Annotated in this window: 15 protein-coding genes; 9 read left to right on the top strand and 6 right to left on the bottom strand. The window is 42.8% G+C overall.

The genetic code is table 11. The features are described 5' to 3' along the window. Positions 1-210 precede the first annotated feature (210 nt). Complete coding sequence (locus FTU69_RS01640; protein ID WP_005177751.1) at positions 211-447, top strand: hypothetical protein; 237 nt, start codon at positions 211-213, stop codon at positions 445-447. A gap of 375 nt (positions 448-822) precedes the next feature. On the opposite strand, the gene FTU69_RS01635 is transcribed toward FTU69_RS01640, so the two are convergent. Then, complete coding sequence (locus tag FTU69_RS01635; protein ID WP_016658164.1) at positions 823-1170, bottom strand: four-helix bundle copper-binding protein; 348 nt, start codon at positions 1168-1170, stop codon at positions 823-825. 38 nt (positions 1171-1208) lie between these two features. Beyond that, entirely contained in the window at positions 1209-1448 is a 240-nt protein-coding gene (locus tag FTU69_RS01630; protein ID WP_005177756.1) for a DUF2171 domain-containing protein, read from the bottom strand. 759 nt (positions 1449-2207) lie between these two features. On the opposite strand from FTU69_RS01630, the gene FTU69_RS01625 reads away from it, so the two are divergent. After that, positions 2208-3368: an MFS transporter gene (locus FTU69_RS01625; protein WP_104470140.1), complete on the top strand. Its 1161-nt coding sequence runs from the start codon at positions 2208-2210 to the stop codon at positions 3366-3368. 48 nt (positions 3369-3416) lie between these two features. On the opposite strand, the gene FTU69_RS01620 is transcribed toward FTU69_RS01625, so the two are convergent. After that, positions 3417-4904 carry an amidase gene (locus FTU69_RS01620; RefSeq protein WP_180103388.1) on the bottom strand — a complete coding sequence of 496 codons (1488 nt, stop codon included), beginning with the start codon at positions 4902-4904 and terminating at the stop codon, positions 3417-3419. A gap of 198 nt (positions 4905-5102) precedes the next feature. Here FTU69_RS01620 and FTU69_RS01615 point away from each other — a divergent pair, with 198 nt between their 5' ends. Next, complete coding sequence (locus FTU69_RS01615) at positions 5103-5594, top strand: hypothetical protein (protein WP_218946399.1); 492 nt, start codon at positions 5103-5105, stop codon at positions 5592-5594. A gap of 65 nt (positions 5595-5659) precedes the next feature. Here FTU69_RS01615 and accC read toward each other — a convergent pair whose 3' ends face one another. The 3 genes from accC to aroQ are packed head-to-tail and all read right to left on the bottom strand — an operon-like array spanning position 5660 to position 7936. Then, positions 5660-7024, bottom strand: coding sequence for an acetyl-CoA carboxylase biotin carboxylase subunit (gene accC / locus FTU69_RS01610; protein WP_005177767.1), 1365 nt, complete (start codon positions 7022-7024; stop codon positions 5660-5662). Positions 7025-7041: 17 nt separating this feature from the next. Beyond that, a complete protein-coding gene (gene accB / locus FTU69_RS01605; protein WP_005177770.1) occupies positions 7042-7464 on the bottom strand; it encodes an acetyl-CoA carboxylase biotin carboxyl carrier protein in 423 nt (140 codons plus the stop codon). Between the two features lie 16 nt (positions 7465-7480). Further along, positions 7481-7936: a type II 3-dehydroquinate dehydratase gene (gene aroQ / locus FTU69_RS01600; protein WP_005177772.1), complete on the bottom strand. Its 456-nt coding sequence runs from the start codon at positions 7934-7936 to the stop codon at positions 7481-7483. 1063 nt (positions 7937-8999) lie between these two features. On the opposite strand from aroQ, the gene FTU69_RS01595 reads away from it, so the two are divergent. The 6 genes from FTU69_RS01595 (at position 9000) to FTU69_RS01570 (ending at position 13119) form a co-directional block, all read left to right on the top strand. Further along, entirely contained in the window at positions 9000-9257 is a 258-nt protein-coding gene (locus tag FTU69_RS01595) for a hypothetical protein (protein ID WP_005177774.1), read from the top strand. A 3-nt stretch (positions 9258-9260) separates the two neighbouring features. After that, positions 9261-10007 (top strand): hypothetical protein, encoded by a 747-nt coding sequence (locus FTU69_RS01590; protein WP_016658159.1) that lies wholly within the window; start codon positions 9261-9263, stop codon positions 10005-10007. 493 nt (positions 10008-10500) lie between these two features. Then, the gene (locus FTU69_RS01585; protein WP_016658158.1) at positions 10501-10917 is read left to right on the top strand and encodes a YeeE/YedE family protein; all 417 of its coding nucleotides are present in this window, start codon (positions 10501-10503) and stop codon (positions 10915-10917) included. Position 10918: 1 nt separating this feature from the next. After that, positions 10919-11341, top strand: a complete 423-nt coding sequence (locus tag FTU69_RS01580; protein ID WP_005177782.1) for a DUF6691 family protein — start codon at positions 10919-10921, stop codon at positions 11339-11341. Next, positions 11338-12213 (top strand): MBL fold metallo-hydrolase, encoded by an 876-nt coding sequence (locus FTU69_RS01575; RefSeq protein ID WP_016658157.1) that lies wholly within the window; start codon positions 11338-11340, stop codon positions 12211-12213. The genes FTU69_RS01580 and FTU69_RS01575 overlap by 4 nt, the downstream gene beginning before the upstream one ends. 141 nt (positions 12214-12354) lie before the next feature. Further along, complete coding sequence (locus tag FTU69_RS01570) at positions 12355-13119, top strand: alpha/beta fold hydrolase (RefSeq protein WP_180087981.1); 765 nt, start codon at positions 12355-12357, stop codon at positions 13117-13119. Positions 13120-13122 lie beyond the last annotated feature (3 nt).

Here is a 13122-nt window from a genome sequence, read left to right as displayed (position 1 = left end):
TCCCTCGTATGGACTCTTTTTTTTTCAGTTTTTAATGGAAATGTAATTTATTAAAATATTTTAAACAATGGTAAAAATCGAGCAAAGCTAAATAACTGATATTTTTTATATTATACATATATATATTATTTTTTCTATATTCTTAAAAATGAAACTTTTGCTACTTATATTTAAAACTAATGAATAAAGGTTAAAGTGAGGTTAAAGCAGATGAACGATGTCAGCTTGGAGTTTTTAAATCAGGCCATTGATAAGTGCCTAAAAGAAGGCAAGAAACCGAAAAAACTACGTTTGGGCTATAAATTGTATGCGCATTTTATGCATGATATGCGTTTTTCCAAGGAAGTCCGAGATTCTGCACTCGATCCGGACAAGCGCCGTTATCGTGGAATCAAGCTAAAAGTGACCCAAGATGAGTATGAATTAAGTTTTGTGGAAAAAGAATAATCCGTATTTTTAAATAGATAAAAAGTAAATGTTATTTTTTGCTAATTTTGGTGATATAAATTTAATATAAATTACCAAGTATTCTGGATTTATATACATGTAGGGGATGTATATTATAAATAGGTGAGCTTTTGTAATATAATGCAATTGGTCATATCACTATTTCTTGGTATAAGAACAGAACAATAATAAGAAAGGAGTATGGATATGAAAGTGAATACACGACGGTCTTTAGATATTACGGTTCTGGTGAGTGCTTCATGTATTATCACCTGTCTGATTTACTTATTAGGGCAAACCAGAGTCGTGCTCTTTTAAAAATAAAAACCACCTTCGGGTGGTTTTTATTTTCCAGTTGAGATTCGTTAAACCATATTAACCTTCAATCTGACAGGCTTCTGCGCAGGCACGACAGGCGCGGGCACAGTTTTGACAATGTTCATCTTCATGCTGGCCACATTCTTCGGCACACAGTTCACAGGCTTTGGCACACAGGTCCATGGCTAAATGATGTAGCTCCGAGTTGCGAACTTCAAAGGCAACACAGAGTTTGCAGGTTTCAACACAGTCCAAACAGCGCTGGATGCAGGTTCGCATCATCTGCACATGTTCTTCGTGTAAACAGGCATCTGCGCAGCGTTGACAGGCAACAATGCATTCCAGACAGGCCTGTATTGAAAGCGAAGATTGTTGAACGGATGAAAGATGCGGCAGCTGATTCATAAGCAGATCCTCGAATAAAGTCCGGTTGATATCAAAATTTATTGCGGTATTTCAATCCAGGTTTCTTGTACTTCTTGCAGGTTTTTAATCAGGATTATACGCTGCTCACAAATATCACCCACCCAAGATAGCGGGATCAGATGTGCTTTGCCTTCGGCATCCTGACTTAGTTGGATTCGATCTAAATCCAGAAACTGTTCAATTTGGCCCAGATGAACGCCGTTAGCGGTAAAGACCTCCGCATGTTGTTGCAGTTCATGATGACGAAACTTGGCCATACTGCTGCCTCAAGAACAGGATTTTTTTCACTCTACTGCAAGCTATCGCGCAAAAGATGAAAAGCAATAAAAGCGATACAAATCAGCGGCAGATATTCACGTCGTATTAAACGGTTACATGCTTTTAAATAGAATAAAGAGAGGCGTGGGTTTTATTTATATACAAAAGTATTTTATTTATGACAGGCTTTGTTGCATAAATATGTAAGCATCTGATTTAAATAAATTTAATTTTGGATCAAAAAATAATCAAAACTTTTAAAATCATATAGTTATGAAATCTTTGTGCAACAAAGCCATCTGTTCTTGTTTGCTCGGAAACCGGACAAATGCAACGTAGCGCTCCAGATTTGGGGTGATCACACATTCATTCGATGACGGGTGATATGACAAACGAAAAAATTTGTGACTTATATAAACAATCTTAATAGCGCCCATTGGTCAATTCTAGGCTTCGATAAGAAGCTTGTAATAGATTGCGCTACTAGACGATTTATTGAGTTAAATCGCCCAGATGATCAGTGATCACGAAAGATAAGGGGCTTCTGGCTGCATATTAAATGATCTGCATCTGATCTCATCTTAAGGATTTCTTTTTTCAATCTGTTGAGTTGCGTCACAAAGCAAGTGCTAAAATACTGAAATTCGGCAGAGTTTCTCAGCAGTATCATCCTCAACTGCAAGCAAAGGCAAATACATGCAACCCAATGCACTCATAAAGTTCCATCACAGATTTAACATGCAAGGATTGGGCGGCTAATGCGATCACTTGCAATCAGTACACGGCTCGGCGGTTTCTACTTCTTTTACTACGCCATTGTTGGAACCTTCATGCCGTTTTGGAGCCTGTATCTGGAAGATCAGGGCTTTAATTATCAGGAAATCGGGATTCTGTCTTCCATTGCAATTATCACCCGGTTTTTTGCGCCTTTTATTTGGGGCTGGATTGCCGATAAATCCGGTAAACGTATGTTGCTGGTGCGTATTGCCACCTGGATGGAAGCCTGTATCTGGTTCATGCTGTTTATCATTCCGAATAGTTTTCAGTCAGTCGCGTTGTTGATGCTGATTTTCAGCTTTTTCCAGAATGCCATTTTGGCCCAGTTTGAAGGGGTGACTTTATTCTGGCTGGGCGATCAACGTGAACAGCTGTATGGCAAGGTGCGTAAATGGGGATCGGTCGGTTTTATTGTTGCGGTATTTGGTATCGGCGCGTTGCTGGAAATTATTCCAATCTCCATGCTGCCAGTATTGTTGCTATGTATCGCGTTTCTGGCATTTATCTGGTCTTTTAGCATTAAAGAACCCAGCGCTGCACCTAGTTCCCAAAAACAGCTGGAACCTTTGTGGCCGGTGTTAAAACGACCTGTGGTGGCCTGTTTTTTCCTCATTGAGTTTATTCTGCTGTTTTCGCATGCGCCGTTTTACAGTTTTTATAGCAATTATCTGAGTCAGGCTGGTTTTAGTACTTCAATAATTGGTTTGTTGTGGTCAGTAGGCGTGATTGCGGAAATTATCATGTTTGCTTATGCAACCTTTTTCCTGTCGCGCTGGTCATGGCGAACGCTGGTGATGGCCTGTTTGCTGCTGACCGGTTTACGCTGGATTATTGTGGGTATGTTACCTGACAGTTTTATCGCCCAGTTTTTTGCCCAGACCATTCATGCCTTTAGTTTTGGCTTATTCCATGTGATTGCGATGCGGGTGATTTTTCAGAATTTTAGTTTGGGTCAGCAAGGGCGAGGGCAAGCTATCTATAGCACTATGTGGGGTATGGGTGTGGCGTTGGGAAGTATTCTGGCCGGTTATTATTGGGATATTTTTTCAGGGCAAACGGTCTTTATCTGGGCTGGCTTATCTACATTGCTGGGCTTGTTACTGGTCTTTGGTTTGCCGAAACAGCTGCAAAAACAGGCGTAGAAAAAGCCGGTCATATCGACCGGCTGTTGAATCAGGCTATTCAAGTCTTTAAATTTTGATGTGTTGATATTGCGGGAACCACGGCTGAGCCTGTTCCAGTTGTGCAGCCAGTTGTAGTAATATATCTTCACGGGCGAAAGGTGCAATAAACTGAGAACCTAAAGGCAAGTGCTGTTTATTCCAGTACAGTGGCACAGACATCGCCGGTAAGCCGGTAATATTGGCCAGCTGGGTAAAAGGTACCCATTTCAGGTTTTCCCGTACAATCTGATCGACCAGTTTGCCTTGGGTTAACAGATGCGCCTGTCCGACTTTCAGCAAGGCTTTTAACACCGGTTTTTGCCAGGCTGGGGTTTTAACTTCGCCATTCTGGGGTGCCACAGAGGCTGTGGCTGGGGTCAGATATAAATCATAACGGTCAAAGAACTGGTTCATTTGCGTGGTATAAACGCCCCAGTTATTCAGGTTATGAATATAATCCAGCGCAGAGGTTTTGGCGCCAAATGCGGCCAGCGCCAGTGAATCCAGCTCGAAATCATCATTGCGTGAAGGATACTGCGCGCGAATCTGACTCAGCATATAAGAGAACTGACTAAACCAGGTGGTAATAAAATCTTTGGCTAGTTGCATGCCATCAATAGCCGGCTGATCTTCAATTACTTCATGCCCAAGGCTGGTTAAGAGTTTTACAGTGTGCTCAATCGCCTGAATAGCATCTTTAGATACAGCGGTGCCAATTGGAGAGCGGGTGCTAAACGCAATTTTCAGTTTTTTTGGTGCTTGCTGCATCAGCTGCAGATATTGACCTTCCGGGCGCTGAATCTTAAATAAAGAGCTGTGTTCTTCGCCGTGGGTTGCATCAAGCATGGCAGCGCTATCCCGGACACTGCGCGTCAACACATGCTGAATGGCAGCGCCGTGCATGGCTTCACTCATGGACGGTCCCCATGGGGTACGGCCACGACTCGGCTTTAAACCGAACAAGCCGCAATAAGAGGCAGGAATACGAATCGAGCCACCGCCATCGCCGGCACCGGCCAGTGGCACAATACCGGCGGCCACAGCAGCCGCAGAACCACCCGATGAGCCTCCACTATTATGTTTTAAATGCCACGGGTTTTTACAGCTGCCCCAAGCATCCGGTTCGGTAATGCCTTTGATTCCGAATTCAGGAGTGTTGGTACGGCCAAAAGTCACAATTCCGGCCTGTTCCCAACGATTGACAATTTCAGCGTTTGTTTCGGGAATATAGCCCATTCTTTTTAAGCCTTGACAGCCATAAGAAGTTGGGTAGCCCGCATATTCCTGAAACAGGTCTTTGACCAGAAAGGGTACCCCAGCAAATGGACCAGACAATGGTCCTTGTACGCGTTGCTGGGCATGTTCATGCATCGGAATAATAATTGCATTCAGGCTTTTGCTTTGTTCGGCGCGTTGTACGGCCAGTTCCAGCAGTTCCGATGCCTGAATTTCTTTTTTTGCCACTAATTCGGCCAGCCCCAGACCATCATATTTTAAATATTCTTGTAACTTCATTTTCAATCCTGAAAATATAAATTGTCAGAAACTGTTGTAAGAGATTTTACGCAAAGTTGCAAGGCGAGATTAAAATTTAAACAGTAAAAAAATAGCGATTTTGGGGCTTAAAAAAATTGTTGAGTTATGTTTATGCACTAAGTTTATTGCAAAAAATATGCTAACGTTAGCGGGTACTTTATATCATTGAATCAATGTATGAAAAAACTTTATCTCACCAGTTTAATGTTAGTATGTTGCACTGCCGTGATGGCCAATGAAACAAAAACGACAACAACAAATAGTGCTGCGGCAACCGCTGCAAAAGCGCCTGTCAATGCCAATACCGTTCGTGTCATTACCCGTCCTGAAATTGTGGGATTGTGGGGCATGGAAATTCCAAATGACCGCAAATGTATTGAATATTATAATTTTCGGGGTGATAACGATGTCATTATCAAAAGCGGTCAGGAATGGTCGTCTGGCATCTATGACTATCAGCCGGCAGAAGATCCGGCCAGCAGTTTACCTGCCTTAATCATGCAAATTAAATATGACAATAATGAGGTCGATTGTTCCGGTTATCAGGAAGATCAGACCGGGGAAATTTCACAATATTTTGTGCAATGGAAAAACCCGCATACTATTCATTTCTGTAGTAATGAAAAAGCCGAACAGTGCTTTGCCACTTTGCGCCGTGTTTTGCCTTAAAGCTGAAATTCAGCCATAAAAAAACCGCTGAAATCAGCGGTTTTTTTATTTTCACAAGGAAACGCTTAGGCTTCCTTGTTGGCACCTTCAAGCTGCTTTAACAAATGCTTTTCCAGGTAGTGAATATCCATTGCCTGTTTGCAGAAGTTTTCATCTTGCAAGATCAGATCTTTATGTAATGGAATATTGGTTTTCACACCGGTCAAAATCATTTCATCCAGCGCCTGACGCATGCGCGCAATACTGGTGCTACGGTCTTTACCATGCGCAATCAGTTTAGCGATCATCGAGTCGTAATAAGGCGGAATGCTATAGCCCGGATAGATATGTGAATCTAAGCGGATACCGGCACCACCAGACGCGTAGAAGTTTTCAATCTTGCCTGGTGATGGCAGGAAGGTTGATGGATCTTCCGCATTGATACGGCATTCAATGGCATGACCTTTCACCTGAACATCTTCCTGCTGAATGTCGAGGCCTAAACCACCGGCAACGCGCAGTTGTTGTTCAATAATATCAATACCTGTGACCATTTCAGTTACCGGGTGTTCTACCTGAACACGGGTGTTCATCTCGATAAAGAAGAACTCGCCATCTTCAAACAGGAACTCGAAAGTACCGGCACCGCGATACTGCATCATCTTACAGGCGTTGACACAGGCTTCTAAAATATCTGCACGTGCTTGCTCTGGCAGGTTTGGTGCTGGTGCTTCTTCCAGAACTTTTTGATGGCGACGCTGTAAAGAGCAGTCACGGTCATACAGATGGATGGCATGGCCGTTACCATCGCCCAGTACTTGCACTTCAACGTGACGAGGCTTTTGCAGGAAACGTTCCATATAGACCGTATCATCACCAAACCACATTTCCGCATCACGCTGCGCCGCTTGTACCGATTCCAGCAGGGTATCGACACGTTCAACAATACGCATACCACGACCACCACCACCGGCAGCTGCTTTAACAATCAGTGGAAAGCCGATTTCTTTGGCTTCAGCCAGGGCATTTTGTGGTGTTACTGCATGGGCAGAACCTGGTACCGTCGGTACGCCGGCTTTACGCATGGCGGTAATGGCAGAAACCTTGTTCCCCATTAAGCGGATGTGTTCTGGACGCGGACCAATAAAGATAAAGCCTGAGCTTTCTACAATTTCGGCAAATTCCGCATTTTCAGACAGGAAACCATAACCCGGGTGAATGGCATCAGCACCGGTAATTTCTGCTGCGGTAATAATCGCAGGAATATTCAGATAACTGTCGCTGCTCGCGCCCGGACCGATACACACGGCTTCATCACAGAAACGTAAATGCATCAGGTCTTTATCGGCATCGGAATAGATACCGACAGTTTTGATTCCTAAAGTTTTGCAGGCCCGGGTGATGCGAAGCGCAATCTCACCACGGTTTGCAATTAAAACTTTTTGCAACATTGTGAGTCCCCGTGGTCTTAAGCGCGGTAGCGGAAGAGTGGTTGACCAAACTGAATCACTTCACCATTTTTAACTAGAATTTCTTCAATCACACCGCTTTGAGTCGCTTCAATCGGGTTCATGATTTTCATGGCTTCGATAATACCTAAGGTTTCACCTGCAGAAACGGTTTGACCGATTTTCACAAAAGGTGCTTCACCTGGGCTTGGTGCTGCATAGAACACACCAACCATTGGAGAAGTTTCAACTGCGCCACGTGGAGAAGATTTCGGTGCTGATGGCAGATCTGCTGCTGGTGCAGGCATTGCTGGAACCGCTGCCGCTACTACTGGACTGCGACGAGTAAGCGCAATCGCCTGATCGCCTTCTTTAACTTCAATCGCTTGTAAGTCAGATTCAATCATCAGGTCGATGAGTTTCTTGATTTTACGGATATCCATGAGACAGTATTCCTAATTAAGATTGCGAAGTGAGTTGAATTTTTTCGATAACGTAGTCAAGTGCAGCAGCATAGCCTTTTGCACCCAATCCGCAGATCACGCCTACAGCTTTATCGGACAAATATGAATGATGTCTAAATGCTTCACGTGCATGCACGTTAGACAGATGGACTTCAATAAACGGGATGGCAACGCCAAGAAGTGCATCACGTACTGCGACTGAGGTATGGGTCAGGGCTGCAGGATTAATAATGATGAATTGAACGCCTTCTTGACCTGCCTGATGAATTCGGTCGACAATGGCACCTTCCCAGTTACTCTGGAAAGTTTCTAGCGAAAATGATGCATTTTGCGCTTGTGTCATGAGCTGCTGATTTATATCCTCAAGGGTAAGGTGTCCATAAACCTCAGGTTCTCGCTTTCCTAGCAAATTTAAATTCGGTCCATGAATAACCAAAATGGTTGAACTCATCCAGCCTGCTCCAATTAATAAGTTGCAAATAGTCTTTGCAAGATGTCTGCAAAGTTTGCTTATTATGGCATGAAATTCCACATTTTTTTTATAATTTCTTTAAATTTACGTGAAAAGCATGTCGCAAAATATGGCTATATCATGCAAACTTTGCATACAATTCGCAATGTTAAAAGATTCCAAATTTGCACGAAATTACGGTTTTTTACATTGTAATGAGAATTGACCAAAACCATTCACAGGTTTGCCGCAAAATAGTTTGATGAGTTTAAGCCCAAGTAGATGGCCTGCATGTGCATCCGGTTTTATCTCTGGATTTCCCCCGGAATGCTATCCCTGAATTTGGGGAGTTTTTATCCTCCTCCTGATTTCTATATTGAATTGGCCGCGTTTTAAAATTTATACCATTCAATATATCTGCTGAGAGGTTGCCGCTATAGATTCTGTTTTATCTGGCTTTAAACTACCGTGTTGCTATCTTAATTTATTATTGAATTACAAATATTTATCTTTATTCTGTGCTTGGGATATAGTACTTAGATCAGTCATTAGCGTGCTGTTTAGATCAGTTTAGCATGTGCTTTATAGTTGGGCTGATCTTTCAGATAGAGGGTGTATTCGAGTATTTAAAGCACCAATAGGAAAAGAGCAATCCTGATCATGGATAGTCATTGTGACGAACACGAGAGCAGGTTGAAGTCAAAAGCGTTAGATTTATTTTCAGGAAGTCATTGACCAATTCTTTCATTGAAAAAGACAGTTTTGTGTCTTTCTGTACGAAAGCCGTTCAGGCAAGGTTGGCAAAATTTGATAGTTCACGTATTGCCTAAACTGGTTTGGCGAGTAGGGCCTTGATTTTAGAATTAAAAAATAACAGTATTGCTTTAATTAAGGGGAAATCTTCTTAAAAGCGACAAATATCTTAATTTAGCCTAAGTAAGACAGATCTATCTAATTCAGCCTGTGACAACTCTGTATCGGCGAAGTGCTGTATAAATAGACAAATAGCCCTGATGTGCTAAGATAAAGACATATTACACACAGTGTGAACAGGAGTTGTCCAATGACAGCTTATACGATTATGAAAGCAGGCAAGGTGGAGGATGATATGATTCCAAAACTGGCGATTCACGCATTTCGTGATGCCTTTAAGCAGGCATGTGCGTCTTCAACTGTGGTGTATGTGAAAGATCAGCAACTGGTACAGCGCCAGCCGAATGGTCAGGAAAGCGTAATGAAAGATGTATCGGCGGCTTATCGTAGTGCGCAGCATCTTCCAAAAACCTTGACACGCAAAAAGAAATTACAGACCGTTCACTAATTTATGCCACAACCCCGCATCAGGATGTTTGCAGGTCCGAATGGTTCAGGAAAAAGTACCATTAAGGAATATTTGTTGCCCCATCATATTGGGGCATATTTAAATGCAGATGAACTCGAATATCAGCTTAAACACTCTGCAGTTTTGCATTTGGACCATTATCATCGGGCATTGAATGCAGCCGCTTTAATTTCCTTTCTAGAACAAAAACAACGACCGCAGGCAAATACATGGGTGCCTTTATTACGTCAGCCACCGGTGTTAATCAGTGCAAGCTGCGTACAGTTTGATCCTGCAGAAATCGATTCCTATTTATGCGCGCGTATTATTGATTATATTCGCCTGGAATTTTTACGTTTAAAGGTGAGTTTTACCTTTGAAACAGTGATGTCGCATATTTCCAAAGTGGAATTTTTACATGAGGCAAAACGCCACGGATTTAAAACCTATCTGTACTATGTTTCCACGGTTGATCCGCTGATTAATATTGCGCGGGTGCAGTATCGCGTAGAGAAGGGCGGGCATGGCGTGCCTGAACAAAAGATTAAACAGCGTTACTACCGCAGTATGGATTTATTAATGCAGGCGGTGGATGCCACAGATCGAACCTACTTTTTTGATAACTCGACGGATGGTCAAGCCGCATCTTTTCTGGCCGAGATTGAAAATGCCGAGCTGTTAAAAATAAATCCCGAGGCGCAGGTGTTGCCAGAGTGGTTTGTAGAGAAAGTTTTAAATGCTTTTGAGTAAGTCAGTTCACTTGGATGGGTACTCATCTCTATTTCTGATCAGCAGCTTTAAAACGCCAAGAAATTAAAGCCAAACTACATAATATTCTGCCGAAGTACAAAATTCCCCGAGGATATATTCGGGGGATTTGCCCAACTATCAAGATCAGCTAATTAATTCACATGATTTTTCTAGCAAACTGTTTTCCATTTACGACCTGTAAGGCGGTTTATTAAACTAAAATAGTCTTTATCCAAGTCCTATTTTAGAGATGTGCTGGCCGCGCTAAGCCTCTAGTCAGTGGAAGCTTTTTTATTTTCCTTATTTTTTAAACGCTTCATTCTCATTCCTTTATCCCTAAAATAGCCTAAGCAATACTCTCCTTAATCAGCGAATGACAGCGTAAAAGCCAGAATAAAGGAAAGGGGAGGTGATTAGCTCTTTGTAAACAAAGATAGCTATTTATTGATATTTTATATATTATAAAAACATATAATGTTTTGAGTGTATGGCGATGCATGATTTCCTGATTGCGTTTTTAGGTGGTCTTTTATTAGGGGCCGCCGTGGTCGGCTATTTATATGTGAACGGACGAATCGCAGGGATTAGTGGTTTGCTGGCTCAGGTGATGCAGCCAAGCACCATCTTTAAAACACCGGCGCTGTGGTTTTTATTGGGACTGTTTGTTACGCCGTTTATTTATGGAATCTGGCAGCAGCCACAGATTGAACTTGACGCCAGACCACTCATGATGGTGGTGGCCGGTATTTTGGTTGGTTTTGGGACCCGTTTAGGTTCGGGTTGTACCAGTGGTCATGGTATTTGTGGAATCAGCCGTTTATCCAAACGTTCGATGGTAGCGACCTTGACCTTTATGCTGACGGGCGTATTGACAGTGTATGTCATCCGCCATATCACAGGAGCATTCTAAAATGAAAAATATCTGGGCGTTTCTATTTGGCGGATTATTTTCATTGGGCCTGATGATTTCGGGTATGTCCAATCCGGAAAAAGTACTAGGTTTTCTGGATATTTTTGGGGATTGGGATGCCAGTCTGGCTTTTGTGATGATGGGTGCCATCGCCGTGGCTTTTATTCCGTTTCAAAAGGCAGTACGTCAGGCCGAACCTAAGACGGTGTATCATGAGGCCATTGAGTTACCGCGGCAAAATCAGCTAGATTCTAAACTGATTATCGGCAGCGCTTTGTTTGGGATTGGCTGGGGAATTGCCGGCATTTGTCCTGCACCTAGCTTTACGTTAATTGGTTTGGGCTATTATCAGGCGCTGTACTTTATTGCTGCGATGATGTATGGCATGTATCTCCATCATCGACTTTTAGGGAAAAAATCATGACCGCTACGCCAGTTGTACAACATTTTTTTGACAAAGAGACCAATACATTCAGCTATGTAGTGACCGATCCGGCCACGCAGCAATGTGCAATTATTGATAGCGTCTTGAATTATGATGCGGCTTCGGCATCTACCTCGACTGAAGGTGCAGACGCAATTATTAGCTATATTCAGCAAAATAGCCTAAGCGTTGAATGGATTTTAGAAACCCATGTGCATGCAGATCATCTGACCGCAGCCCAGTATTTAAAAGAAAAGCTGGGTGGAAAAATTGCCATCAGTAACAAGATTATTGTGGTGCAGGATACGTTTGGCCGTATTTATAATCTGGATTTGAAATATTTGAATGCGCATCAAGCCTTTGATTATCTGTTTGATGATCATGAGCAATTCAGTATTGGTGAATTAACGGCCTACAATATTCCAACACCAGGGCATACACCAGCCTGTTTAAGCTATGTGATTGGTGATGCAGTCTTTGTCGGCGATACCTTGTTTATGCCGGATTATGGCACTGCGCGCTGCGATTTCCCGAAGGGTAGTGCAGAGCAACTGTTTGATTCCGTGCAAAAACTGTATGAGCTGCCAGCGCAGACACGGGTATTTTTATGCCATGACTATCTACCTGAAGGGCGTGAGGTCTTTATACACGAAACCAGTATCCAGCAGCAAAAAGCCGAGAATATCCATATTCACGATGGCACGCAAAAAGCTGAGTTTGTAGAAATGCGTAATCGCCGTGATGCCGGTTTATCGATGCCAAAACTGATTCTGCCTGCCATTCAGATCAATATGGTGGCCGGACATTTCCCTGAACCGGAAGCCAATGGCACGCGCTATCTGAAACTGCCACTCAATTATTTCAACAAATAAACTGGATCGGCCAATGCTTTCGTGCAACTGGCCGATATTTTTGGCCTGATACAAAATAGCCTAAGCAGAAATACAATTTTAATAAAACACTTATCCTATAATATCGAGAAAGCCAAAACCGATGCATTCAAGGAATCAAAAATGCTGCTCAATTTCCAGACTTCACAACAACATCTATCAAGCACCGACATTCCGGTTGTTCTTATTCATGGTTTATTTGGCAGCCTGAGTAATTTGGGTATGTTGGCACGTGCGTTACAGGAACGTTATCCGGTCATCCAGATTGATGTGCGTAACCACGGAAAATCAGAACATCGCCAGAGCATGAGCTATACCGAGATGGCGCAAGATGTACTGGAAACCCTGGATGCGATTCAGGTACAAAAATTTATCGTGATTGGCCATTCCATGGGTGGAAAAATTGCCATGCAACTGGCTGACCTTGCACCAGAGCGGGTAGAAAAACTGGTGGTGCTGGACATGACGCCATTTGCCTATCAGGAAAATCATCATGACCAAGTGTTTGAGGCGTTATTTGCCGTCAAAAAAGCACAAGTGGAATCACGCCAGGATGCCACCCAGATTATGCAGCAGCATTTGCGTGAAGATGCAGTGATTCAGTTTCTGATGAAATCGTTTAGTAAAGGGCAGTGGTTATTTAATGTTGATGCACTTTATGCATCTTATCCGAAAATTTTATCTTGGCAGTCAGTCAAGGTGGATGCACCAAGTTTATTTATTCGTGGCGGCGCCTCTCCGTATTTATCTAAACCGGAACACTATGCTGCCATTGAACAGCAGTTTAGTCAGGCCAATATTGAAACTGTTGAAAATGCGGGGCATTGGCTGCATGCAGAGAAAACTGCTGAAGTGGTTGATAAAATCCAGCAGTTTTTATCTGCATAAGCC

It is taken from the genome of Acinetobacter sp. YH12134 (genome assembly GCF_013418555.1).
Lineage (GTDB): Bacteria > Pseudomonadota > Gammaproteobacteria > Pseudomonadales > Moraxellaceae > Acinetobacter > Acinetobacter indicus.
Note: the sequence above shows the minus strand (reverse complement) of the source record. Positions and strands in the feature narration are given on the sequence as shown.

Bases quoted from the DNA above. Each gene is read 5' to 3' on its own strand.
- FTU69_RS01640 (WP_005177751.1), top strand. From the start codon at position 211: ATGAACGATGTCAGCTTGGAGTTTTTAAATCAGGCCATTGATAAGTGC.
- FTU69_RS01635 (WP_016658164.1), bottom strand. From the start codon at position 1,170: ATGAATCAGCTGCCGCATCTTTCATCCGTTCAACAATCTTCGCTTTCA.
- FTU69_RS01630 (WP_005177756.1), bottom strand. From the start codon at position 1,448: ATGGCCAAGTTTCGTCATCATGAACTGCAACAACATGCGGAGGTCTTT.
- FTU69_RS01625 (WP_104470140.1), top strand. From the start codon at position 2,208: ATGCGATCACTTGCAATCAGTACACGGCTCGGCGGTTTCTACTTCTTT.
- FTU69_RS01620 (WP_180103388.1), bottom strand. From the start codon at position 4,904: ATGAAGTTACAAGAATATTTAAAATATGATGGTCTGGGGCTGGCCGAA.
- FTU69_RS01615 (WP_218946399.1), top strand. From the start codon at position 5,103: ATGAAAAAACTTTATCTCACCAGTTTAATGTTAGTATGTTGCACTGCC.
- accC (WP_005177767.1), bottom strand. From the start codon at position 7,024: ATGTTGCAAAAAGTTTTAATTGCAAACCGTGGTGAGATTGCGCTTCGC.
- accB (WP_005177770.1), bottom strand. From the start codon at position 7,464: ATGGATATCCGTAAAATCAAGAAACTCATCGACCTGATGATTGAATCT.
- aroQ (WP_005177772.1), bottom strand. From the start codon at position 7,936: ATGAGTTCAACCATTTTGGTTATTCATGGACCGAATTTAAATTTGCTA.
- FTU69_RS01595 (WP_005177774.1), top strand. From the start codon at position 9,000: ATGACAGCTTATACGATTATGAAAGCAGGCAAGGTGGAGGATGATATG.
- FTU69_RS01590 (WP_016658159.1), top strand. From the start codon at position 9,261: ATGCCACAACCCCGCATCAGGATGTTTGCAGGTCCGAATGGTTCAGGA.
- FTU69_RS01585 (WP_016658158.1), top strand. From the start codon at position 10,501: ATGCATGATTTCCTGATTGCGTTTTTAGGTGGTCTTTTATTAGGGGCC.
- FTU69_RS01580 (WP_005177782.1), top strand. From the start codon at position 10,919: ATGAAAAATATCTGGGCGTTTCTATTTGGCGGATTATTTTCATTGGGC.
- FTU69_RS01575 (WP_016658157.1), top strand. From the start codon at position 11,338: ATGACCGCTACGCCAGTTGTACAACATTTTTTTGACAAAGAGACCAAT.
- FTU69_RS01570 (WP_180087981.1), top strand. From the start codon at position 12,355: ATGCTGCTCAATTTCCAGACTTCACAACAACATCTATCAAGCACCGAC.